Annotated in this window: 18 protein-coding genes; 10 read left to right on the top strand and 8 right to left on the bottom strand. The window is 61.7% G+C overall.

Annotated features, from left to right (window positions below; genetic code table 11):
* Positions 1-2 precede the first annotated feature (2 nt).
* The 3 genes from FGZ14_RS14515 to FGZ14_RS14505 all read left to right on the top strand — a co-directional run bounded on the left by FGZ14_RS14515 (position 3) and on the right by FGZ14_RS14505 (position 3,488).
* Complete coding sequence (locus FGZ14_RS14515) at positions 3-1,448, top strand: hypothetical protein (protein WP_139924949.1); 1,446 nt, start codon at positions 3-5, stop codon at positions 1,446-1,448.
* A 57-nt stretch (positions 1,449-1,505) separates the two neighbouring features.
* Positions 1,506-2,849, top strand: coding sequence for a hypothetical protein (locus tag FGZ14_RS14510; RefSeq protein ID WP_139924948.1), 1,344 nt, complete (start codon positions 1,506-1,508; stop codon positions 2,847-2,849).
* An 84-nt stretch (positions 2,850-2,933) separates the two neighbouring features.
* Positions 2,934-3,488 (top strand): hypothetical protein, encoded by a 555-nt coding sequence (locus FGZ14_RS14505; RefSeq protein WP_139924947.1) that lies wholly within the window; start codon positions 2,934-2,936, stop codon positions 3,486-3,488.
* Positions 3,489-3,579: 91 nt separating this feature from the next.
* Here the strand turns inward: FGZ14_RS14505 and FGZ14_RS14500 are convergent, their stop codons facing one another.
* The 3 genes from FGZ14_RS14500 to FGZ14_RS14490 form a co-directional block, all read right to left on the bottom strand.
* On the bottom strand, positions 3,580-5,415 hold the full coding sequence (locus FGZ14_RS14500; protein WP_139924946.1) for a hypothetical protein: 1,836 nt from the start codon (positions 5,413-5,415) through the stop codon (positions 3,580-3,582).
* A gap of 68 nt (positions 5,416-5,483) precedes the next feature.
* Positions 5,484-6,206 (bottom strand): glycosyltransferase family 2 protein, encoded by a 723-nt coding sequence (locus tag FGZ14_RS14495; RefSeq protein ID WP_139924945.1) that lies wholly within the window; start codon positions 6,204-6,206, stop codon positions 5,484-5,486.
* Positions 6,207-6,300: 94 nt separating this feature from the next.
* Positions 6,301-7,086, bottom strand: a complete 786-nt coding sequence (locus FGZ14_RS14490) for an SDR family oxidoreductase (protein WP_139924944.1) — start codon at positions 7,084-7,086, stop codon at positions 6,301-6,303.
* Positions 7,087-7,367: 281 nt separating this feature from the next.
* Here FGZ14_RS14490 and FGZ14_RS14485 point away from each other — a divergent pair, with 281 nt between their 5' ends.
* From FGZ14_RS14485 to FGZ14_RS14465, 5 genes are all read left to right on the top strand, one after another.
* On the top strand, positions 7,368-7,898 hold the full coding sequence (locus FGZ14_RS14485; protein ID WP_139924943.1) for a 3-hydroxyanthranilate 3,4-dioxygenase: 531 nt from the start codon (positions 7,368-7,370) through the stop codon (positions 7,896-7,898).
* Positions 7,899-7,912: 14 nt separating this feature from the next.
* Positions 7,913-8,920, top strand: a complete 1,008-nt coding sequence (locus tag FGZ14_RS14480; protein ID WP_139924942.1) for an amidohydrolase family protein — start codon at positions 7,913-7,915, stop codon at positions 8,918-8,920.
* A gap of 144 nt (positions 8,921-9,064) precedes the next feature.
* Positions 9,065-10,348, top strand: a complete 1,284-nt coding sequence (gene kynU / locus FGZ14_RS14475) for a kynureninase (RefSeq protein ID WP_139924941.1) — start codon at positions 9,065-9,067, stop codon at positions 10,346-10,348.
* A 101-nt stretch (positions 10,349-10,449) separates the two neighbouring features.
* Complete coding sequence (locus FGZ14_RS14470) at positions 10,450-11,121, top strand: hypothetical protein (protein ID WP_139924940.1); 672 nt, start codon at positions 10,450-10,452, stop codon at positions 11,119-11,121.
* Positions 11,122-11,135: 14 nt separating this feature from the next.
* On the top strand, positions 11,136-11,729 hold the full coding sequence (locus FGZ14_RS14465) for an alpha-ketoglutarate-dependent dioxygenase AlkB (protein ID WP_139924939.1): 594 nt from the start codon (positions 11,136-11,138) through the stop codon (positions 11,727-11,729).
* A gap of 213 nt (positions 11,730-11,942) precedes the next feature.
* Here the strand turns inward: FGZ14_RS14465 and FGZ14_RS14460 are convergent, their stop codons facing one another.
* Both FGZ14_RS14460 and FGZ14_RS14455 read right to left on the bottom strand, forming a co-directional pair.
* Positions 11,943-13,973 (bottom strand): TonB-dependent siderophore receptor, encoded by a 2,031-nt coding sequence (locus FGZ14_RS14460; RefSeq protein ID WP_139924938.1) that lies wholly within the window; start codon positions 13,971-13,973, stop codon positions 11,943-11,945.
* Positions 13,974-13,977: 4 nt separating this feature from the next.
* Complete coding sequence (locus tag FGZ14_RS14455) at positions 13,978-14,664, bottom strand: carboxypeptidase-like regulatory domain-containing protein (protein WP_257883238.1); 687 nt, start codon at positions 14,662-14,664, stop codon at positions 13,978-13,980.
* 650 nt (positions 14,665-15,314) lie between these two features.
* Between FGZ14_RS14455 and FGZ14_RS14450 the strand changes: the two genes are divergently transcribed.
* Both FGZ14_RS14450 and FGZ14_RS14445 read left to right on the top strand, forming a co-directional pair.
* Positions 15,315-16,691 carry an NAD(P)/FAD-dependent oxidoreductase gene (locus FGZ14_RS14450; RefSeq protein WP_139924936.1) on the top strand — a complete coding sequence of 459 codons (1,377 nt, stop codon included), beginning with the start codon at positions 15,315-15,317 and terminating at the stop codon, positions 16,689-16,691.
* A gap of 306 nt (positions 16,692-16,997) precedes the next feature.
* The gene (locus FGZ14_RS14445; protein WP_139924935.1) at positions 16,998-17,732 is read left to right on the top strand and encodes a LytTR family DNA-binding domain-containing protein; all 735 of its coding nucleotides are present in this window, start codon (positions 16,998-17,000) and stop codon (positions 17,730-17,732) included.
* A gap of 97 nt (positions 17,733-17,829) precedes the next feature.
* Here FGZ14_RS14445 and FGZ14_RS14440 read toward each other — a convergent pair whose 3' ends face one another.
* The 3 genes from FGZ14_RS14440 to rpoN all read right to left on the bottom strand — a co-directional run bounded on the left by FGZ14_RS14440 (position 17,830) and on the right by rpoN (position 23,896).
* Entirely contained in the window at positions 17,830-21,432 is a 3,603-nt protein-coding gene (locus tag FGZ14_RS14440) for a PAS domain S-box protein (protein ID WP_139924934.1), read from the bottom strand.
* 116 nt (positions 21,433-21,548) lie between these two features.
* Positions 21,549-22,178, bottom strand: coding sequence for a hypothetical protein (locus FGZ14_RS14435; RefSeq protein ID WP_139924933.1), 630 nt, complete (start codon positions 22,176-22,178; stop codon positions 21,549-21,551).
* A 137-nt stretch (positions 22,179-22,315) separates the two neighbouring features.
* The gene (rpoN, locus tag FGZ14_RS14430; protein ID WP_139924932.1) at positions 22,316-23,896 is read right to left on the bottom strand and encodes an RNA polymerase factor sigma-54; all 1,581 of its coding nucleotides are present in this window, start codon (positions 23,894-23,896) and stop codon (positions 22,316-22,318) included.
* Positions 23,897-23,976: the final 80 nt, after the last annotated feature.

Raw genomic sequence — 23,976 nt, 5'->3', positions numbered from 1 at the left:
CTATGCCTAAACGCTACTGGACCGGCCTGATCATCGTGCTTATTCTACTCGACACGGGGCTTACGTTCTGGCAGAATCTGCAACTGCCCCTGGATGGCGACCTGGTGCCCATTGTGTTTCCGGCGCCGTGGTACTCACAAGTGCTGCAGGACCCGTTCGGCTGGGCCGTTGTCACTAAAAAGGCTATGTACGCCGGTACCAACCGATTTTTTGCGCACGCAGCCATGGGCCTGTACTGGAAGCAGGCGCCGCAGGTGCTGCAGCAGTTTACTACCCCCATCGAAAGCCTGTACGTAGCCAGCGCCCTGTTCTCGACGGCGGTGCAGGTGCTGATTGTGCTAGCGCTGGCGGCCTACGTGCGGCGAGGCGGTGGGGGGCAGGCCCGCGGCAGCTGGGGCTTCTGGGTGGCGGCGGCCCTGCTGGTGCCCCTGTTCCAGACGGAGGGGTTTTATGAGCAGATGGGCATTACCAACCGCGCCATCACCTATACCTTCTTCTACGCTTTCCCGTTGGCCTTGCTGCTGCTGCTGCTCTGGCCGTTTTTCCGGGCCGCCCAGCAGCGGCAGCCCCTGCGCCTGCACCCGCTGCGGGGCCTGCTGCTGGTGCTGCTGATGGTAGTTATTTCCTTTAATGGGCCCATTGCTACCGCTGCCGTGGCCGTGCTGCTGTTTGGTATTGGGGTGTACTGGGCCTGGCACCGGTGGCGCGCCTTGGCTACCCCCGCCGCCCCCCGCCAAGACCAATGGCTTTCGGGGCAGGCCTTGCTGCTGCTAGGTGTTCTGGCTGGCCTGAGCGTGTATTCGCTCTACATTGGCCGCAACAACGCCGAAAACTCGCATACCCACACCCTGGGTCAACTGTATCAGCTGCTGCCCAAGGGCTTTTATCTGGAGCTGAAGCTGGAGTGGGGCCTACCCCTGCTGCTGCTCCTGATCCTGGTGAACGGGCAGCTGGTGCGGCGGCTGTTTCCACCCTCCCCGGAGCGCGCGTGGGTGCTGGGCAGCCTGCGGGCGGTAGGAGTGTTTTCGGTGCTGTTCCTGGTGCTGCTGCCCTTTGGAGGCTACCGCGACTACCGGCCCTACCTGATTCGGGGCGACTCGATCATGCCGGTGCTGCTGGCTTTATTTTATGCCTACGGGGTATCCACGTATTTTCTGCTGTTTCAGCTGCGGGGGCGGGTGCGCAACGGGTACGCGGTGCTGGTCGGGCTGTTTCTGGCTACGTTTATTTATATGGATGCCGTGCCCAAGCTGCCCCGCAACAACGACTGCGAGCGGTGGGCCCTGGACCAGATGGTTCGTGCCCCGGAGCCGACGGTACGCCTTTCGCCTTATTGCAACGTGCTGAGCTGGGTTGCCCTGACTGACCCGAGCCAGTCGGACCTGCAGGCCCGCTTGCTGCACTACTGGGGCATAACCGACCGGCCCAAGCAGTACTATCAGCAGTAGCCTGCTCCCGGTGCGCCGGGATGTTTCCTTCCTTTGTTACTATTCTTTTTCGGGCGTATGCAAGCCGAAATATCGCAGGTACCTACCCCAGCCGCTGCCTGGCGCCGCTGGTTGCCCAGCACCCACGTGGGCTTCGTCTGGCTGATTATTGCCTTTGTGCACGTGGCCCTGATGAGGGATACCTCGCGCTGGAACCGGTCCGATGTGTTGATCTGGGACGCCGGGGGCTACTACCTGTATCTGCCCTCGGCCTTCATTACCAAGGATGTCGGCGAGGGGTCCTTCCTAACCTACGTTCGTAAGCAGTACCGCCCCGATCTGGACCCTGACTATAGCATGGTGCACTTGCCCAACGGCCGGGTCGTGTTCAAGTACCCCATTGGCATGGCCGTGGCCTACTCGCCGTGGTTTGCCGTGGCGCAGGTGCACGCCACGGTAGCCGGCTTCCCCACCGATGGCTACTCGGAGCCCTACCAACGCTACATTGCCTGGGGGTGCACGGTGTATGCGTTACTGGGCCTATGGCTACTGGGCCGGGAGCTGCGCCACTACGTCCCGGATCATCTGGCGGCCCTGACCCTGCTGGCCATTAGTCTGGGAACCAACCTGTTTGTTTATGCCACCGTCGATGCGCCCATGTCGCATGGTACGCTGTTTCTGCTGAATGTGCTGCTGCTGCGCTATACCCGGCAGTGGTACGGGCCGGGCGGGGGCTGGGCGGCAGGCATCAGGCTGGCACTGGTATTTGGCATGATGATGCTGGTACGGCCCTCAGAGCTCTGGATGATAGCCATACCCCTGTTGTGGGGGCTTACCAGCCGCACGGCCGTAGCCCAGCGCCTGCGCTTCTGGCTGGGCCGCTGGCAGCAGCTGCTGATCATGGTGGCTATTGTAGCCCTCGTGGGTAGCGTGCAGCTGATATTCTGGCGCGTGGCCGGCGGGCAGTGGCTGATGGAGTTTTACCCCGGGGAGCGGTTCTATCTGCTCAAGCCCCACTTGCTGGATGGGCTGTTCAGCGCGCGAAAAGGTTGGCTGTTCTGGAGTCCGGTGCTGGTGTTTGCCCTGCTCGGTATTATGTGGCTGCGCCGGATTGCCCCGGCCCTGGTGCCGGTAGTGGTGGTGCTGGTGCCGTTTGTGGTGTACCTGACCTTTAGCTGGTGGGACTGGACCTACGGCGGCGGGTTTGGCTGCCGGCCCCTCATCAGCCTGTATCCGCTGCTGAGCCTGTGTCTGGCCGCTTTTCTGGCCCGGTGGTGGAACACACGTGCCGTGCCGGTGGCTTTCGTGGTGGGGGCCCTGGTGCTGCTGAGTGTGCGGCAGAGCTGGCAGTACTCCCGCGGGGTGGTGGACTGCTGCAACATGGACTGGGCCCGCTACAAAGAGCATTTCTTCGATCATTAAAGCAGCCTCTCACGGCGCTCTTGGCCCCGCGCCCGGGCAGGCTTTTACCCTTGCCTTCTCTCCTCTGATTTGCTTTCCTGTGCTATGCTGAAGTACGTTCCCGCCGGGTTGCTCCTTGCGCTGTCAGCCGCGGGCTGCTCCGAAAAGCCCGCTAAACCGGCCGCTACCAATACCCTGGCCGCTACCAGCTTCGAGAACCTGGACGGCTGGCTGGCCGATTCGCCGGCCCTGGCTACCCTCAACCGCGACCAAGCCCACACCGGCCAGTACAGCACCATGGTAGGGCCCAGCCACGAGTTCAGCCTGGGGTACGTCAACCCGCTAAGCCGGCTGGCACCTGAGTGGCCCGCCAAGCTCACGGTGGGAGGCTGGGTACTGCTGGCCAGCGAACAGGGAGCGGCCAAGTTGGTCATCGAAATTAAAGGCGATACTCCCGGCGCGCCCAATCTGCTCTGGGAAGGCCTGGACGTGGCCCAGGCCGTGAAGGTGTACAACAAGTGGCAGTACGTGGAGCACACCATTACCATGCCGGACGCGGCCAAGCCTACCAGCCGAATCCTGGTGTACCTGTGGCGCGCTGACAGCAAGCAGCCGGTTTACCTCGACGACCTGAGCATTTCCCTGGCCAGCCAGCGGTAACTTTTTCCGGCCCTGAAACCCGGCGGCCCGCCCCGGCCCGGAACCAGGTTCCGGGCCGGGGCGGGCCGCCGGGTTTTTTCTGAAGAAAGCCTTACTCCACTACCTCCACCGGTATGCGCAGCCGCACTGGCCAGTCGCGGTAGTCTTTGCTGATCAGGCTGACCTCGAAGGTATAGTGGCCGGGCTGCTGCGGGGCCCGGAGGGGTAAGGTCTGGGTCCAGGGCTGCCACACATCTACCTCCAGAGGTACTTCCACGGGCAGAGCATCGGTGGGCCAGTCGTGGGCTTTGTAGAAGGCCGTGCGCAGCAGCGTTGGGTGCGGTGCCCGGATGCCGGAGTGCAGGGGGCGGGCCGCTGGGGGCACCTGAATCAGCACCGGCAAGGTGTGCTGCCGGCCGGCTTGCCAGGTGGTGGGCACGGCGCCAGGCAAAACCAACCGCACGCCTTGGTGGGCGGTAATATAGGGGCGGAGGCTTGCCGTATCGGAAGGGGGTAGGGTGTTAAGGACGCGGTACGAGGTATTAGGGAAGCGGAAGTAGCGGGCCGGCAAATCAGATGTGTTCATGGTTTCAAACGGCCCTAGTAGTATGCCCGGCTGGGCGCCCGCGGCGGCCATCTGCTCCACATCGGTGCCCACGCGCACGGTCTGCACGGAGTCGGGGTGTTGCCGGGCGCTGACCATCATGGTTTCGCTGGCCGAAGCCCACGCCGACCCGCCCGCCCGCAGCTGGTGCGGATCCATGTTGTTGAAGTCCATGATAAACTTGCGCTCCGGAAACTGGCTGGTGTAGGTAAGCAGCTGATTAAGCCATTGCTGATGAGCCGTGTACGGGACGTGGCGCTGCCACACCAGAGCCAGCCGGGCCAGCAGTAGCACCCCCAGCAGGCCGGTTGCCAGGGCCGCCCCGCGCCCGTTCCAGCGGCGCTCCAGGGCCGGCAGCAATTCCAGGGCAAAGGGCACAGCCACAAACAAGGTCAGCGGCAGGTACAGGTTTTCGAGGTAGGTAGGGTCAGTATAGTCGGGGTTTGAAACGTTGATAATAAAGGTATAGCCCCCCACAAACCCCCACACCAGCCCCAGCCGTAGCCAGGCCGGCCAGGTGCGCTGCCGTGCGTAAAACACGGTAAGCGCCAGCAGTAGCAAGGGCAGGGCCAGGAAGCTGCGGCTGCAGAGCTGCCAGAAATTATGAAAGCTGCCCAGAGCCAGGTAGTTAGGGAAAAACTTAATCAGGTTGGGCGTGAAGGTCATGTGGGTGGCCTCATAGGAGCCGGGCGGAATCAGCATGGCCCGCAGCTGGTACATGGCCAGGGCCAGCACCAGCATGCCGTAGTAGGCCCAGTCCCGAAACCGGCGGTTCAGCACCCAGTCGTAGGCCCAGATAAACAGGAAGGGGAGAATGATGAGCGGGTGGCCGAAGATGAATACCGGCACCAGGGCCGCCAGGGCCAGGGTACTAAACCGCCAGGGCAGGGGCGCCTGCCGGGCCACGCCCCCGTAAAACAGCAGCAAGGCCGCCAGACCCTGCGGCAGCTCCGATTGCGCCCAGTAGAACGTGCGCGAGGCCAGCAGCACGTAAAGTAGTGCTACTACCAGGGCTACCTGCTGGTTGCGGAACCAGTAGGCACACACCAGAAAAACGGCCAGGTAGTACACAATAAACACCACCGAGTACAGCCGTAGCACCCCATCCAGGGGCAGGCCCGCCTTCAGGGCCAGCAGGGTAGGTAGCTGCGTAACGATGGCCACGAAGCGGCGGTTCTGCACGAACAGAGACTTGTCTTTCAGGTAGATAAACAAGTGGTAGGCCAGGTCGTAGTAGGCCGCCCGCTCCAGGTAGAAGTGCCAGGCAAAGAGCAGCAGCACCAGCATGGTGGCCAGGGCTAGGCGCATCGGCCCCCGGCCGGCGTAGTGTTTAGAGAGTAGCATACAGCCAGAAAAAAGCCGCCCGCGGCGGCCTTGTTCAAATAAAAACAGGAGCCGTTACTGCCCGGAAGCTAGCCCAGCAGCCCGTACTTAAGAATGCAGTAAATGGCCCGGAATCCGTCGCGCCAGCCTATCTTCTTGCCCTCGGCGTAGGTACGGCCGTAGTAGCTGATGCCCACCTCGTAGATGCGCACATTGGGCACGCGCGACACCTTGGCCGTTACCTCGGGCTCAAATCCGAAACGCTTTTCCTCCAGCTGAAGGCCCTGAATTATGTCGCGGCGGAAGAGCTTGTAGCAGGTTTCCATGTCGGTCAGGTTCAGGTCGGTGCACATGTTGCTCAGGAAGGTGAGCATCTGGTTGCCGATGCTGTGCCAGAAGAACAGAATGCGGTGCGGATTGCCGCCCATGAACCGGGACCCGAACACCACGTCGGCAAAGCCGCGCAGAATAGGCTTAATCAGCAGGTTATATTCTTCGGGGTCATACTCCAGGTCGGCATCCTGAATGATGACGTAGTCGCCGGTGGCCTCGCGGATGCCCGTGTGCAGGGCCGCGCCCTTGCCCTGGTTAACTGTATGCCGCAGCAGCCGCAACCCCAGGTGGGCGTGCTGGGCCGCGTAGGCCTCAATCACCGCCACCGAGTCGTCCGAGGAGCAGTCATCCACGAGAATAATTTCCTTTCTGATCTGATTCACCAGCTCCAGGCCGCGTAGCAAATCCAGGATCTGGTGAATGGTGCGGGCCTCGTTGTAAACCGGAATAATGATGGAAAGCGTATGGAAGTGTACCAAGCAGAGCAGGTCTAGTCACAGAAAACGCTCAAATATAGACTGTCTGCCCGCGGGAGCTACTATTAAGAGCGCATGGGCTCCCAAAGCAACGGGGCTACAGGCTGCTGGTGCGGCCCCCATCTACCGGCACGTTGATACCCGTGATGTAGGCCGCGGCCTCCGAGGCCAGAAAGGCTACCGCTGCTGCTACCTCCTGCGCCTGGCCAAACCGACCGGCCGGAATACCACGCAGCATAGCTGCCTCTACTTCTTCAGTGGTCTGGCTGGTTTGCTCTACTTTCTTGGCAATGAGGGAGGTATGACGCTGCGTGACGGTAGCGCCCGGCAGCACGTTGTTTACCGTGATGCCGTCGGCGGCCAGCTCGTTGGCCAGGGTTTTGGCCCAGTTGCCCACCGCCCCCCGGATGGTGTTCGAGACGCCCAGGCCCGGCAGCGGCTGCTTCACGGAGGTGCTGATGATGTTGATAATGCGCCCCCGCCCGCGCTGGCGCATGCCCGGCACCACGGCCTGCGCCAGCAGGTGGTTGCACACCAGATGCTGCTCAAACGCCGCCCGAAAAGCTTCCACAGGGGCGTCCAGAATAGGCCCCCCGGCCGGGCCACCGGTGTTATTTACCAGAATGTCAAAGCCGTGGCCGGCCTGGGCCAGGTACTCATGCACCCGCTGCCGCAGCTGGTCGGGCTCCGTGAAATCGGCCACCAGAAAGGTGTGCTGCTGTCCGGCGGGGGTAGGGAGGGCGGCGGCTACTTCGCGCAGGGCGGCCTCGTTGCGGGCCAGCAGGGTTACAGTAGCGCCGCGCTGGGCCAGGGCTTCGGCCACGGCCCGCCCAATGCCCTGGGTGCTGCCGCCCACCAGGGCGCGTTGGGAAAGTAATTCCATGAGGAAAAGAGAAATGAAGGTGAAGAAAAGCGGCTTCGGCCCGATGCCGGAAGTGCCCCGACTGATTAACGTTCGCGCCATCGGCGTCGGCACGGAGGTAGGTGCCCTACCCCCTGCAACGGGCCAAACCTCGGGCAGGCGTCCGCAATGCCAGCCGGATAGGGGAGGGGTAGGCGCCTTGGCTGGGAAAGCAGCAAGATACGTAGCCCCGATACACGGGAATATCGTTATTTGCCGTAACGCACCCGTTGCCTACCCCCTTCCATCTTAGCCTACCCCGTATGATTCGGCCCTTCAACTTTCAGCAGTGGATTGACGAGCACCGCCACTTGCTCAAGCCGCCCGTTGGCAACCAGCAGGTCTATAAAGACAACAAAGACTTTATTGTGATGGTGGTGGGCGGCCCCAACGCCCGCAAAGACTACCACGTGGACGAGGGCGAGGAACTGTTTCTGCAGCTGGAAGGCGACATTGTGGTGAAGGTGATTGAAGACGGCAAACCCGTGGACATCGAAATTAAAGCCGGCAGCATGTTCCTGCTGCCCGCCGGGGTGCCTCATTCGCCGCGCCGCCCGGCCGGCTCGGTGGGCCTGGTGCTGGAGCGCTACCGCACCCCCGGCGAACTGGATGGCTTTCAGTGGTACTGCGAAAACTGCGGCCACAAGCTCCACGAAGAGTTTGCTGAAATCACCGACATCGTGGCCCAATTGCCGCCCATCATGAACCGTTTCTGGGCTTCTGATGAGCTGCGGACCTGCCAGGTGTGCGGCACCTACATGGAGGCGCCGGCTAAGGCTACTCCCGCCGAATAGCCCCCGCCTCCGCCGTGCTCAGCATTGATATTCACACCCACATTCTGCCCGAGCGGTGGCCCGATTTGCGGGAGCGGTACGGGTACGGCGGCTTTATCCGGCTGGAGCACCACCGGCCGTGCTGCGCCCGCATGATGCAGGACGACCGGTTTTTCCGCGAAATTCAGGACAACTGCTGGGACCCCGCCGTGCGCATCCGCGAGTACGACCAGCTGGGCACGCAGGTGCAGGTACTGAGTACTGTGCCCGTGATGTTTAGCTACTGGGCCCGCCCCCTCGATACCCTGGACCTGAGCCAGCTGCTCAACGACCACATTGCCGACGTGGTGCGGCGCTACCCTACCCGCTTCGTGGGGCTGGGCACCCTGCCCCTGCAGGCCCCCGACCTGGCCATCCGGGAGCTGGAGCGCTGCATGAAGCTGGGCCTGGCGGGCGTGCAGATCGGCTCCCACGTCAACGACTGGAATCTGGACGCGCCGGAGCTGTTTCCGGTGTTTCAGGCCGCCGAGGAGCTGGGCGCCTGCGTGTTCATTCATCCCTGGGACATGATGGGCCAGCAGCAGATGCCCAAGTACTGGCTGCCCTGGCTGGTGGGCATGCCCGCCGAAAGCACCCGCGCCCTCTGCTCCCTGATTTTTGGGGGCGTGCTGGAGCGCCTGCCCCGCCTGCGCGTGGCCGTGGCCCACGGCGGCGGCACCTTTGCCACCACCATTGGGCGCATTGGGCACGGCTTTGAGGTGCGGCCCGACCTGTGCGCCGTGGACAATGCCGTGCACCCGCGTGAGTACCTGGGCCGGTTCTGGGTTGACTCTCTGGTGCACGACCCGCGCCTGCTCGACTACCTCGTTCAAACCATTGGCCCCGAGAAAATTACCCTGGGCACTGACTACCCCTTCCCCCTCGGCGAAGCTGTGCCCGGCGAGCTGATCCGCTCCCTACCCTACCCCGACGAGGTAAAGGCCCGCATGCTCGGCCAAAATGCCCTGGACTGGCTCGGGCTGGATGCCGGCCGGTTTATATAGGTGAGTTGGTGAATGAGTGGAGTATGCGGGACACTGGCCTCCGGCTAAAAGTCTGCCGCCAGCTTGCGCCACCTGTCACTTGTCACCATTTACCTCATCACCTCATCACCTCATCACCAACTCACCATTGGTATCTTTGTCCTGATGACCTTCGAACCCACCCTCGACTTTGCCCGCCAACTGGATGCGCAGGACCCGCTGCGCGACTTCCGCCAGCAGTTTCTGATTCCGCCCGCGCCCAATGGCGACGACAGCCTCTACTTCTGCGGCAACTCCCTGGGTCTGCAGCCCCGCACGGCCCGCGCCGCCGCCGAGCAGCAGTTCCGGAACTGGGAGCAGCTGGCCGTGGAAGGTCATTTCAAGGGCGAAACCCCCTGGATGCACTTTCATAAGCGCCTGGAGGAAGCCTCAGCCCGCATAGTAGGTGCCAAGCCCGTGGAGGTCGTCGTGATGAACAACCTCACCACCAACCTGCATCTGCTGCTGATTTCCTTCTACCAGCCCACCGCCACCCGCTACAAGGTGCTGATGGAAGGCGGCGCTTTCCCTTCTGATCAGTATGCCCTGGAAACCCAGGTGCGCATGCGCGGCCTCGACCCCGACGACGCCATTGTGGAGTTGATGCCGCGCCCCGGCGAGCATACCCTGCGCACCGAAGATATTCTGGCCAAGATTGAGGAGCTGGGCGACTCGCTCTGCACCATCCTGATGGGTGGCATCAATTACTACACCGGGCAGGTGTACGATATGGCCGCCATTACCGAAGCGGGCCATAAAGTAGGGGCCATGGTGGGCTTCGATCTGGCCCACGCGGCTGGTAATATTCCGCTGCACCTCCACGACTGGGACGTGGACTTTGCCTGCTGGTGCTCCTATAAATACCTGAACTCCGGGCCCGGCGGGGTATCGGGCGCGTTTGTGCACGAGCGGTTTGCCGACCGCCCCGACCTGGTGCGCCTGGCTGGCTGGTGGGGCTACGATGATAAGGAGCGCTTCCAGATGAAAAAGGGCTTCCGGCCCATGCGCGGCGCGGCCGGCTGGCAGCTGTCCAACGGGGCCATCCTGACGCTGGCCGTGCACGAGGCTGCCCTGGCTATTCACGAAGCAGCCGGCGGCATGGAGGCCCTGCGCCGCAAAAGCGAACTGCTGACGGGCTACCTGGAGTTCCTCATCACCCGTCTCAACCTGCCCAAAACCCGCCTCGAAATCATTACCCCCCAGGACCCGGCCCAACGCGGTTGCCAGCTTTCTTTGCTGGTGCACCAAGGCGGCCGCAACCTGTTTGAGCACCTGATGGGGGTAGGCGTTATCGGCGACTGGCGCGAGCCCAACGTGATTCGGCTGGCTCCGGTGCCGCTCTACAACACCTTCGAGGATGTGTACCGGGTAGGCGAGGTGCTAGCCGGCTGGGCCCGTCAGGCCGAATAGAATTTGGCACCAGCCGAAAGTTTTTCGCTGGAAATACCTGTTCTGCGTAAGAATAGGGATGCTGGTTCCCAGCTCGTTTTGATTTCGCTGACCTGAATACCATGGCTGAAGACTTCGCGGCAAAAATGAGCCGCAAAACCGTCGCGGAATTGCGCGACTACGTGGATAACCGCTACCAGTACCGCGAGGAAGCCGTGTTGGCGGCTCTGGCGGAGCTGGAACGGCGCGGTACCCCGGAGCCGGCCGCGGCTACCATCACGCAGGAGCTCCAGATCAGCCAGCAGGAAACCAGCCAGCGGGAGCAGGCAGCCAGAGACCGGGAAGCTGAGCAGGAGCTGGCCCGCCGCCGCGCCCGTGGCCAGGAAGCCCCCGAAGTAGAGGAAACTGGTCCGGCCCTGTACTCGCCCGGTACTATCACGGTTTTCTCGGTGCTGTTTAGTATGGTGGCCGGGGGGATTCTGCTGGCCCTGAACCTGCGGACGCTGCGGCGCTACGGCCCCTCGTGGCTGGTAATTGGTTTCGTTATAGCCTACTTGGCCCTCACGCACTACTCCATGCAGTGGGTGCAGCAGCAGTACGGCAATCAGTATTTCTGGCTGGGCTCGGTGTTCAACATCGTTGCCATTGTGCTATACAACGTGGTATTCTGGCCCCGCTACATCGGCCTGAAGCCCTACCGTAGTCGGCCTTGGGGCGGTGCCCTCCTGATTTGCGGCCTGATTTCGCTGCTGTACGCCATTCTGTACGTGCGTTTCGGGCTGGGTGCTGTGTAAGTAGCCACCCGGTCATGCCTCTTGCGCCCATTGCCCTGCCCCACGCCGAACTGCTGTTCGACCCCAATTTCCTACCCCCGGCGGAGGCGCAAACCCTGCTTCAGGAACTCACCAGCCGCCTGGCCTGGAAGCATGAGCCTATCAAGCTGTTTGGCCGGGAAGTGATGCAGCCCCGCCTCACGGCCTGGCACGGCGACGCGGGCGCATCCTACCGCTACTCGGGTATTCAGCTGCAGCCCGAACCCTGGACGCCCGCCCTGCTACACCTGCGCCGGCAGGTAGAGGCAGCTACCGGCACGACCTTTAACAGCGTGCTGCTCAATCTCTACCGCTCCGGCCAGGACAGCATGGGCTGGCACGCCGACGACGAGCCGGAGCTGGGCCCCGAGCCTATTATTGCCTCCGTCACGCTGGGGGCTACTCGCAACTTCCGCCTGAAGCCTCGCGACCCGCAGCACACTGCCCACGGCCCTATCACGCTGCCTCTTACCGCCGGCAGCCTGCTCCTGATGCGCGGGCCTACCCAGCGGTACTGGCTCCATGCCCTGCCCAAAACCGCCCGCCCCGTTGGCCACCGCCTCAACCTTACGTTTCGTTTGGTCAGGTGAGAATGTGAAGAAGTAAATGGTAAATGGTGACAGGTACAGCGAGGTAATGCAGGCTGGACAAGCCTAATGCCTACCCCTCCCAAACGCGACAAGCCCTTCACCTCGGGGCAGAGGGAAGGGCTTGTCTGGATAGTGAGTTTTCCTGTCAGAAGGAAAGGGCGGTGGAAATCCTTCTGACTCTACTAACTCACAAGGGCACTGTTTTGTTGTTGGCTACTTCACATCGAAGCGCAGGCCCAGGTAGGCCAGGCGCCCAATCTGGGGGCCGCCGAACACCTGCACGTTGTTGGCATTGAAAGCGTTGGAGATGCCAGCCTGGAAGGTGCTGCCCAGCTTCGGCACGGTGTAGCCCAGGTAGGCGTCGGTGGTGCTGTAGTCACGGATGGTACCCACGGCGAAAGGCATTTCCTGCAGGTGGCCCTGCACCCAACGGTAGTTCACGGAGTAGCTCAGGTTGCCTACTTGGCCATTGGCGCCCACGTTATACTTGTGCTTGGGCGTGTTGAAGTAGGTCTGGAAGCCTTCGGGCAGGTTGCTGCGGTCCAGCACGTTCAGCGAGTAGTTGCCCGTCAGGTTGAAGGCTTTCCGGAAGTAGTACGTCAGGCCGGCCGTTACCCCTTGGGTACGCACTTCCTGGGCGCTGTTGTAGTAGGCATACAGCACGCGGGTAGGCTTGCTCTGGTCAGAGTAGGCGGCAGGGTAGCCGGCGGCCAACTGCTGGGGGGTAGGCCGCGAGCCATCGGTGTTGCCCACAAACGTCTGGGCTCCAATGAAATCCTGGTAGCGGCTGCGGTAGTAGCTCACGTCGGCGTAAAGGTTAGCCAGCAGGGCACCTTTGTAACCAATTTCCGCGGTGCTTACTTGTTCCAGCTTCAGGGGCGCAATGTTGTACTCGTAGGGCTGCAGCACGGCCGGGTTGCTCTGGGCGGCGGTCAGCAGCTGGGGCGAGTTAAACAGGGCTAGGTTATAGCCCTGGAAACCATTGCCCACGTTCCCGATCAGCAGGCCCGTGCGGATGTCATTATAGAAGTACTGCTCGGTTTGCGAGGGCGAACGGAACGCCTGGCCGTAGCTGGCCCGGAAGTTATGCTGCTTGTTCTCGCCCAGCGAGTACACCGCCGACGCCCGCGGCGAAAAAGCCGGCTTGAAGTTCTTGAAATCATCGACCCGGCCGGCCAGGGCCAGCTTCAGGCGCTCCTGCAGAAATTTCTTGGTCAGCTGCGCGTAGCCGCCCAGCTCGTGGTTCTGAATCCGGCCATCGGTATCCGAGAACAGGTTGCCCTGGGAGCCCAGTCGGAACTTGCGGTAGGCACCGCCCACAATCAGGTCGGCTGTTTCGCTGAGCTGAAAGTTGTACTGGGCGTTGCCCTCGTTAAGCAGGGAGCAGGGGTTGAGGCGGGCGCCCCGGCCCACGGTAGCATCGTTGATGATTTGCTTGCGCAGGGCGCTAAACTCGGCGCTGGTGGGGTCCAGCTGCAGCGGATCAGCGGCGACTTTGGCTGCGGCCTGGGCCTGAGCATCGGTTTGGCCGGCCGTGCGCGCTCCCACGTAGGTGTTTACGTAGGTGCCATAGTAGCGCTGGGCGTAGGTAGTGGTGGTGTTACCGCCGGCAATAGGCGAGGTCTGGATAAAGGAACCCAGGAAGCTCAGGTCGTAGGAGTTGCCGCCAAAGTCCTGAATGGACTGGCCCCGTACAAACCACCGCTCGCCCTTGATTTCGCCGTGGTACTGGTTGGTGCCGAAATCCTTGAAGCGGTAGCGGCTGGTGCTCTGGTAGCTGGCCGTGCCGCGGTTGTAGTTGGCGCCCGCCGTCAGCTTGATGCTGCTAGTAAGCAGGTACGATACCGAGGGGTGAATTTTAAGTGACTTGGCCTGGTCGTCATTTCCTACCAGGGTCTTTTCCTCAAAGCCCGGCATGAATACGGTTTTGTTGCGCACCTCCGGGAAAGGGAAATTGGCCGCGAAAGTGTAGCCATCCACGTCGCCGTAGCGGTTCACGGCATCGTAGCCCAGCGAGGAGCCCTGAGCGTTGTTGTTGGACTGTACTTGCTTGCTGGTAGCCGAGTAGTTGCCGGCCAGCCAGTCATTGGCCGTGAGGTAAGCGCCGGTTACTTTGAAGGCGAACTTGTCGCCGATTTTCTTGGCGTAGCGCACCTGTCCGTCAAAGAAGCTCCGCTCCCCGCCGCGCAGGCGCAGGCTCAGGCCCTCACTCACGAAGGGGTCCTTGGAGTTTTGCAGCAGCACCCCATTAAAGGCGTTCTCCGTACAGGGCCGAGGCCGGGCCGTGGATAATTTCAATGCTTTCGATGTCCAGCTCGGGCAGGCCCGTCAGGTTACCGGTGTTGATGTTCAGGGAGGGCGACTGAGTATCAAAGTAATCCGTGAGCTGAATCAGGCGCTCCGACTTCGCCGAGTTAAACCCGCGCGTGCTCAGCGAGTTCATGATCATGCTCGTGCTGTTCACGTCGATGCCCTTGAACTGGTTCAGGCCCACCTGCACGTCGGGCGGAGGCAGGCGCAGAATCTGCTGGGAGGTTACTTTCTCTACCGTTACCGGCGCCTGCAGAATGCCTTCCTCTACCCGCGAAGCCGAGGCAATTACCTCGTTGGTTTGGGTGGGGTTCAGCTTCAGCTGCACCATCACGGTGTTATCGGGCTGGCTGAGCGTAACGTCGCGGCTTTCGTAGCCTACAAAGGATACCGACAGCACTACGGGGCCGCCGCCGAAGTCGGCGCGCAGGCTGAACTTGCCGTCCCGGTCCGTGCTGGTCCCGATAAAGGTGCCCCGAATAAAGATAGTAGCCCCTGACATAGGCCTTCCGGCCTCATTCTGTACGCTTCCTGCTATGGCGCCCAGCTCCTGCGCCAAGCTTGCTGTGGCACCGCACAGAAAAAGTAAGAGGAAGAAAAATAGAAAACGGTAAGGTTTTCCCATAATAAAAAAATGCAAAAATGAAAAACTGCCTCCCCTACGTAGAAAAGGCCACAAGTGTATTGTGTGCATGCCTAATACCCTACCAATGAGGAGCTAAAACCCTGGTGATTATTGGAGAGGGTGAATTGAACAAATAAAAGTTCTGGCTGCCAAAGTCGGACGCCGGTACCCCATCCCGCATGGCACGTTAGTAGCGCACATCGGGTGGCCCGTACAGGTACAGGCAATTTTCGTCGCCTATTAAGTAGCCTCCAACGTGAAATATATTTGGTTTTTGCCCCGCGCTTTGTGCTTCTTCGTCGCTCAGCGAATTATAGCTTCGGTCCGGGTTTATTTCCCTGGGTTTGGATTCTGTCAGGGTCCACGATGCGCCGGCGGGTAGGCGCGCGGGCTGCTCCTGGCGGGGGCGACATAAGGATAGAACGGCTGACATAAGGCAAGCAGGATAGGCGATATAGACAGGCTTCGCGCCCGATAATCTTTCCAAAGTTCAAAATAAAGCCTCAGCCGGGTACAACCCGGCCCTCTTCCGGCCAACTACCCGGCTATGCCTCCTGAACCCTAGATTTTCCTCGGTCAACTGATGCGGGCGGAATCGGTTACTTTCGTTGTTCTATTTGCTTCTTCTTACTGCTTAGCCCCGCGTACCCATGGCCGATTTTGCTTCCACTGCCGCTGAAACTGAACTCCTGACCGTGATGGGCGGCGGGCTGGTGGGCTCCCTGCTGGCGCTTTACCTGGCTCAGCACGGCCACGCGGTAGAAATGTTCGAGCGCCGCCCCGACATCCGGAAAGCGGGCCCGGTGGAGGCCCGTTCCATCAACCTGGCCCTGTCGGACCGGGGGTGGCGGGCCCTAGAGGGGGTAGGCATCGCAGACTCGGTGCGGGATGTGGCCATTGCCATGCACGGGCGCATGATGCACGACCCCCACGGCCAGCTCACCTACCAGCCCTACGGGCAGGAGGGCCAGGCCATCTACTCGGTGTCGCGCGCGGGCCTCAACCGCCGTATGCTGGATCTGGTGGAGCAGAACCCGCGCATTCAGGTAGCCTTCAACCAGCAGTGCCAGCGCGTGGACCTGCGTCAGCAGGTGGTGGAAATGCTGGATACGGAGCAGGGCGAGAGCCGGACGGTGCCTTTTCGGCGGCTGTTTGGGGTTGATGGGGCCTACTCGGCGGTGCGCAGCGCTATGCAGCGCACCGAGCGGTTCAACTACTCTCAGCACTACCTCGATTACGGCTATAAGGAGCTGACCATTGCCGCGGCCCCCGGCGGCGAGTGGGCCCTGGAAAAGCACGCGCTGCACATCTGGCCCCGGGGCCAGTATATGATGATTGCCCTGCCCAACCTCGACGGCTCCTTTAACTGCACCCTGTTTTTCCCGTTCGAAGGGCCCGTTTCCTTTGAGGCCCTGCAAACCCCGGCTCAGGTGCGCGCCTTCTTCGAGGACGTGTTTCCGGATGCCGTGCCCCTGATGCCGGAGCTGGAAACCGAGTTCTTTGAAAACCCCACCAGCTCCCTGGTTACGGTGCGCTGCTACCCCTGGACCTACCACGATGCCGTGCTGCTGCTCGGGGATGCCGCTCACGCCATTGTGCCGTTCTACGGGCAGGGCATGAACGCGGGCTTCGAGGACTGCACGGCCCTGCACGAGCTGCTCACCCGCCACGGCCGCGACTGGGACACAATTTTCCAGGAGTTTCAGCAGCAGCGCAAGCCCAACGCCGATGCCATGGCCGACCTGGCCGTGTACAACTTCGAGGAAATGCGCGACCGGGTAGCCGACCCCCGGTTTCTGCTCCAGAAGAAGATAGAAAGCAAGATTTCAGCCCAGTACCCCGATAAGTGGCTGCCTCTGTACTCGCAGGTTACGTTTTCTCACCTGCCCTACGCCGAAGCCTGGGCCAACGGGCAGGCTCAGGAACAGATTATGCAACGCCTGATGCCGCACATCCGGACCGAGGAAGACTACCAGCTCCCCGCGGTGCAGCAGCTGATAGCCGCCGAAATGGCTCGGCGGGCCTGAGCCACGTCATGGCTGGCAGGCCGCAGGAGGTAGCTACGCGCCGCCTCCTGTTTTGGGAAGGGCAGGGGGTAGGGTCGGTAACGCCGCGCATTCGGGAAGCCCAGGCAGGCCGCAGGCCGCCGGAGCCTTCTGCCCTGCGTCCAAAAATGAGATAATACATTTTGTTACATATAATTAACTTGATTGGCTACCGGAAGTAGAGTAGTTTAGCTACTCAGTAAAAGCCACAATGCTTGTTTGGCAGGCTTATTTAGCCGGTTAGCAGGCAGCGGGGCCACCCGTTCCGACTTACCCTTTCCGCTCCTTATGGCTACTGCCCCCGTCCTGACTTGTGCTATTATTGATGACGAAGAAATCAACCGGCTGACGCTGGAGCACTACATTTCCCTGACCGATTCGCTGCAGCTGGTTACCTCCCTCGACGATGCCTTGCAGGGCCTGAACTACTTCCGGGCGGGCAATAAAGTAGATGTACTGTTTCTGGACGTGCAGATGCCCCAGCTCAATGGCCTGGACCTGCTGCGCGTTCTGTCCGATCCGCCCATCGTTATTCTGACCACGGCCCACGAGGACTTTGCCGTGGATGCCTTTGATCTGCGCGTAACCGACTACCTCGTTAAGCCCTTCGACTACGCCCGTTTCAGTCGGGCCGTGCAGCGGGCTCTGCAGCAGCACGCTACCCCGGCGGCCACGGCCGGCAGCCCGGCCGCCCCAACCGCCCCCCCCGATAACGACCTGTTCGTGAAGGTCAACAACAAGATGGTGCGTATCAACTTCGATGAAGTGCTTTACATCGAGGCCCTGTCGGACTACGTGATTATCGTGACGGACAAGCAGAAGTACATCGTTTATACCACCATGAAGGCCCTGGATGCCCGCCTGCCCTTCGACCACTTCGTGCGTGTGCACCGCTCCTACATCCTGAACATGCGCCGCATTGAGGCCATTGAGGACGGGGCCGCGGTAGTACCTGGTGGTAACCACGTGCCCATCGGCAAATCTTACCAGGAAGCCTTCTTTCGTAAGCTCAACCGCATCTAAGCCGGTCGGCCTCAAATACTTCGCCCCGCGGAATTCCCGTAGTTATTCTGGGAGATTCCGCGGGGCGAAGTCATGAATATAGCAGCAGGGCCAGGGGCTACTCAACGTGGGCGTTGCCCAGCTGCTCCACGGCTGCTTCCAGCGTATCGGCCAGCAGGTGGGCCAGGGGCAGCAGGTCCACGGCCGGGGGTAGGGCCTCTGAGTCGGGCGCGAGGCGGGAGAGGGGCTCCAGGACCGCTACGGCCTGCTGGGTGCCCTGAATGCCGAGCAGCTGCAGCGAGGGCCGCAGCTTATGCACTACCAAGCCCACGGCCAGCCAGTCGTTGGTGGCTACGGCCTCCCGGAGCTGGGCCACTGCTACCGGCGTGTGCGCCCGGAACGAGCCAATTATCTTCTGCATGAAGATGGTGCTGCCGTGCGCCGTGTCGCGCAGCAGCGTCAGGTCGAATAATGAGTCTGCCGCCGGGGTGGTGGACTCCGGCGCGGGTTCCGCGGCGGGTTGTGGCGGCGGGAGGGGGGTAGGCGCGGCGGCTTCCAGCTCGTCGGCCGGCACCGGGCGCAGGTTGGCTTCCAGCTTCCGGAACAGGTCGTCTTCCTCAAATGGCTTGGAAAGATAGTCCAGGCCAGCCGCCCGGTAGATTTCGTCGTCGGAGCGCATTACGTTGGCCGTAAGGGCAATAACGGGGGTAGCGGCGCGCAGCGGATCGGGGTGCTGGCGCAGGCGGTGGGTCACGTCGAGGCCGCTGAGGCCGGGCATCTGTATGTCCATGAGTACCACGTCGTAGAGGCGGGCTTCCAGCTGGTCGAGGGCTTCGTTGCCGTCGGAAGCTACGTGGGTTTCCACCTCCCAACCCTCCAGAATCAGCATGGCCAACTGCTGGTTTACGGGGTGGTCTTCTACCAGCAGCACCCGTTTGCCCCGCAGGCGGGCGTAGTCGGGCGGGGGTAGCAGGGTAGGCTCCGGCAGCGGTTGCTGGGCCTTGGGCAGGGTCAGGGAAAAGAAGAAGGAGCTACCCTGGTTGAGCTCACTTTCCACCCACATTTGCCCACCCAACTGCAGCACCAGACTCCGGCTGATAGTCAGCCCCAGGCCCGTGCCTCCAAACCGCCGCGAAATGTCGGCGTAGGCCTGCGAAAAGCTCTCAAAAACTGCTTCCAGCTTATCGGCCGGAATGCCGATGCCCGTGTCGCGCACCTGAAACTCCAGGGCCAGCTCGGTGGTGGTTTCCTGGAGCAGGCGCGAGGTGAGGGCTACCTCGCCGTAGGTAGTGAACTTCACGGCATTGCTGAGCAGATTAAGCAGAATCTGGTTGATGCGGCCCGGGTCGCCGATAACCACGGGGTGGGGTAGGGGCATTAATTCCAGCCGGAAGCCTATGCCTTTCTCCTCGGCCCGGAAGGCCAGACTTTGCACAGCATCCTGAATGGACTGGTTTAAATCGAAGGCCATCTGCTCCAGCTCCAGCTTGCCGGCCTCAATTTTGGCCACGTCCAGCACGTCGTTGATAACTGTGAGCAGGTGGCGTCCGGAGTTGCGCAGTACCCGCAGATGCTCCTGCTGGGTAGGGGCCAGGGGCGTTTTGGCCAGCAGGCCGGCCATGCCCAGAATACCGTTGATGGGCGTGCGGATTTCGTGGCTCATGTTGGCCAGGAAGTTTTCTTTGGCCCGGGCCGTGTTTTCGGCAGCTTCCTTGGCCCGCAGCAGCTCTTGCTCGGCCTGAATGCGCTCCGTAATTTCCTGGCCGTAGGCAATAACGTAGGGTAGCTCGCCGGGCTCCTGCACGCGGTAGTTGTTGTAGATCAGGTGATGCGGGCGGCCATCGGGGCCCCGGAGGGTCATCAGCCCGGTCAGTTCCTGTTGCTGGCGTGCCTGGGCCAGATACACCCCCAGCTGGGGGTGCAGATCGGGGGTGAGCACATCGTGGAGTGTGCGCCCCACCAGCAGCTCGGGCACTACCCCTACCAGCTGGGCCGCGGCCGGGTTTACCGACAAAATGATGCCCTCCAGATCGTGGGTGCAGATCAGGGCCTGGGAGTAGTGCATCAGGTCGCGGTACTGCTTGGCTGTGCGCTCCAGGGTGTTGCCCGTCTGCTTGATTTCGGTAATGTCGGTGCTGACGCCCATGACGTTCATGCTGCCATCGGTGCGGTGCAGGGGGCGCACCACCGTCTGGAAGTAGCGCACAGTGCCGTCGAGCTGGGTGAAGGAGCTTTCGTAAGCTATTTCCTGCCCCGATTTCAGTACGTGCAGGATGCTTTGCTCGTGGGCCCATTTCTCGGCCGCTACGGGGTCGTGGGGGTCGCTGGAGTCGGTGTAGCGGTGGGCGCCGGTGCTGATCAGGTCCTCAAAGGCCTGGTTGGAAAACTGAATCTGGCCCTCGGTGTTGCACACCCACAGCACAATGGGGGTAGTGTTTACTACCTGCTGCACAAAGTTTTGCTGCTCCTGCAGGCGGGCTTCGCTGCGGCGTACCTTTTCCTCGGCCTCATGGCGCTCCGTAATGTCGAGGCCGTACCCGATAACCATCCGCAAGTCGCCCTCGGAACCAAAAACCGGCTGCATGTGGCGCAACGAGAGGCGCCGGCCCTCGGGCGTGTCCAAGGCTTCTTCCCAGGCCACCACGCTGCGCTGCTGAACGGCCCGCTCGAAAACGGCCCTCCGCCGGTGAGCCAGGTCCAGGGGGCGCCCCCGGTGGGCGAGGTACTCAAAATCGGTGCGGCCGATGATCCACTCCCGCAGGCTGGGCTCGCGCAGGGCCGCCGGGTTCACGAACTGGTAGCGGTGCTCGGTATCGAACACGGCTACGTCGGCGGGCAGCTGGTTGAGTACCGTCTCGTAGAACTCCTGCTGCTCCACCAGGCGCTTTTCCGCGTCTTTTACCTGGGTGATGTCGGTGAAATACAAATTGACGTACTGGTCATTCACGAACGGCACAATGGCCAGCTGAAAGCACCGGTCGGCGTGGCCTACTTCACTTTGGGTAGGCAGGCCTGCCGCCAGGGCCTCGGTTGCAGCCTGGTACAGGTGCCGGGAAAAGGCCGGATCATGCTGGGGAGCCACGTACTCCTGGCGCAGCTGCTCGGCGGCCGGGTTGGCGTAGAGCACCCGACCGTTGGCGTGCAGGCGCAGCACGGGGTTCGGGTTCTGGCCCGGAATGCGGGACAGGGAGTTCAGATACTGCTCGGCCCGGCGCGCCTGCGTCACGTCGCGGAAAGACAGCATGTAGCCGGCCGGCACCAGGTCGGCCTGACCGCTGAGCGGAATAAAGTCCATTTCCAGTACCGTGCTGTCGGCCAGCTCCACATCGGCTCCCAGGGTGCGCTGATTAGCAGACCGCAGGCGCTCCAGTTCCTGTCGGGTGTTTTCGGGCCGTGCCGACTGCTGAATGAGCGCCTCCAGCAGGGGCTCGGCGGGCTGCTCCTGCATGCCGGGGGTAGCATCTTCCAGGCCCAGCAGGTCGCAGAACTCCTGGTTCAGCAGCACTACCTTGCCATTCTGGTGTACTACCAGCACCGCCACGCGCAGGTTCTGGGTGAGGCGGGTGATGCTGCCCGTCAGGCGGGTTACTACCCGCTGAGTAGCAGCCAGGTGGCGGCGCAGGGCCTGCACCTGCCGCTCGGCCGCCATTCGCTCCCGGCGCTCCTGAGCCAGCTGATCGGAGAGGGCCGCCGTGGCAGTGGTTGAATCGGAAGTGGACATAGGGCGGCGGATTCAGAAAAGCCTCAGAAAAACCAACTAACCAACTGACAGACAAGACAAGCGCGCCACATCAACGGAGTGCCGGTTGGTATAGGAAAGATAACAACGAATCCGGGTCAGGCCAAGGCCAGGCCCGCGCCGAAGCCCAGTACCAGCCCCGCGCCCAGGGCCAGGCCCGCCCATACCTGGGTGGTAGTGTGCGCGTTCAGGGCCAGGCGGGCGCTACCCACCGCGCCGGCCGTTACCACCGTCCCGGCCAGCCACCACACCCCGGGCACGCCGGAGGTGCCGCCCAGGTGGAGCAGGGCCAGCAGGCCCACCGCCCCGCCCATGCCTACGCCGTGGGCCGAAATCTTCCAGCGCAGCGTAATCAGAAACGTCAGCAGCACGGCCAGGGTCATGCCGGCCATTATCTGGTAGAGCAGCCCATCAAAAAGGCCCGGCCGGTGCAGCAGCCACGCCGCCGCTCCAAAGCTGGTAGCGGCCAGCAGCAGGGGTAGAGCGCGCTGCTGCCGCAGGGGCATTTCCAGAGAGTCCACCAGCCCCAGCTTTACCAGCATGGCCGCCCCCAGGGAGGGTAGCGCAAACGTGAAGCCCCCCACCACGGCCAGCACCAGCCACCGGTCGGGCAGGGCAGGCAGCAGCAACACCCCCGGCAACTGGTAGCAAACAATGTAGAACAGGTAAAACGGCACCAGCAGCGGATGAAACACCGCCGAGAGGGCCGTGGCAACAGCACGGGGCACAGGCAGACAGAACTAAGGCAGGAGCTAACGAAGATACGGCTGTCCACTGTTTTCGGACTGACCAGCGCCTCGTAAAAACACCAGTGCCCCCGCAGCCAGGCGTACGGGGGCACCAGAAAGCAGTCGTTTGGGCCAGCTTACAGCTCCTTGCGCAGGCGAGCCACCGGAATATTCAGCTGCTCGCGGTACTTGGCTACGGTGCGGCGGGCAATGTTATAGCCGCGGGCATTGAGCATTTTTTCCAGCTTATCGTCGGAGAGGGGCTTGTTTTTCTGCTCTCCCTCAATGATTTCCTTCAGGATGTGCTTCACTTCCCGGCTGGAGGCATCCTCGCCCGAGTCGGTGGCAATGCCTTCGGAGAAGAAGTACTTGAGCGGGTAGATACCAAACTCCGTCTGCACCGATTTGGAGTTAGCTACCCGGCTCACGGTGCTGATGTCCATGCCGATTTCGGTGGCTATATCCTTCAGAATCATGGGGCGCAGCTTGCTCTCGTCGCCTTCCGCGAAAAACTCAGCCTGGTAGCGCACAATGGCGTCCATGGTGCGCAGCAGCGTATTCTGGCGCTGCCGGATGGCATCAATAAACCACTTGGCCGAGTCCAGCTTCTGCTTTACGAAGGTCACGGCTTCCTTCATCTTCTTGTCCTTCTTCGAGGCCTTATCGTAGGCCCGGAACATCTCGGTATAGGCCGGCGACACCCGCAGGTCCGGGGCATTGCGCGAGTTCAGGGTCAGGTTGAACTGTCCGTTATCGTGGGTCAGAATAAAGTCCGGAACGATGTACTGTACCTTGCCCATACCCACCGGGCCCGTACCGCCGGGCTTGGGGTTTAGCTTGAGAATCAGGGCAATGGCTTCCTTTAGCTCCTCGTCCTCCAGGTCCAGTTTCTGCTGAATGCGAGGGTAGTGCTTCTTGGTAAACTCGTCGAAGGTTTCGTTCAGGATGCGCTCGGCGTGCTCGGTAACCTCGTCCTGGGGGCGGCGCTCCAGTTGCAGCAACAGGCACTCCTGCAGGTCGCGGGCGGCAATGCCGGGCGGGTCAAACGATTGGATTACGTGCAGTACTCCCTCAACTTCGGGCACTGAGGCCTCAATATTCTGGGAGAAAGCCAGGTCGTTGGCAATAGCCGACAGGTCGCGGCGGATGTAGCCGTCGCCATCAATAGAACCGATAAGCTGGCGGCCGATGGCTTCCTGCTTTTCATCGAGGTTGGCAAAGCCCAGTTGGTCCAGAAGGCTGTCAATCAGCGAGCCGCTGGTGTCGGCCAGGGGCATTTCCCGGTCGTCCTCGTCCTCGCCGGGGCCGTCGCCCTGCATTTTGTAGCCGGCTATTTCGTCGTCGTTGAGGTAGTCGCTCAGGTCGAGGTCTTCCTCCGAGGACGATTCTTTTAGGTCGGCGGGCTCCTCGTCCTTTACGGGGAGTTCTATTTCGGGCTGCTCTTCGCTTTGGTCATTGAAATCCTCGTCGAGCGTATTGTCGTCGTTATCAAATTCCGAGTCGGGGTCGTCGTAGTCCTCGTCGTCGCTGTCGTCGGCGCGCTCCTCTTCCTCGTACTCCTCGTTGTCGTCGCCTTCCTCCAGGGCTGGGTTTACTTCCAGCTCTTCTTTGATACGGGCTTCCAGCTCTGCCGTCGGAATCTGCAGCAGCTTAATAAATTGTATCTGTTGGGGTGACAGCTTCTGCGAAAGAAGCTGCTTCATGTCCAGTCGTTGCATACTCTAAAAACGCGTACGCCCCGCCGGTTGGTAAACGGGGTGGTTTGGCCAAATATAGGCCTTTCTGTACTTGAGTTAAG

This window comes from Hymenobacter sp. DG01 (genome assembly GCF_006352025.1).
In the GTDB taxonomy this organism is placed as follows: domain Bacteria; phylum Bacteroidota; class Bacteroidia; order Cytophagales; family Hymenobacteraceae; genus Hymenobacter.
This window is presented reverse-complemented; position numbering and strand designations above follow the sequence as displayed.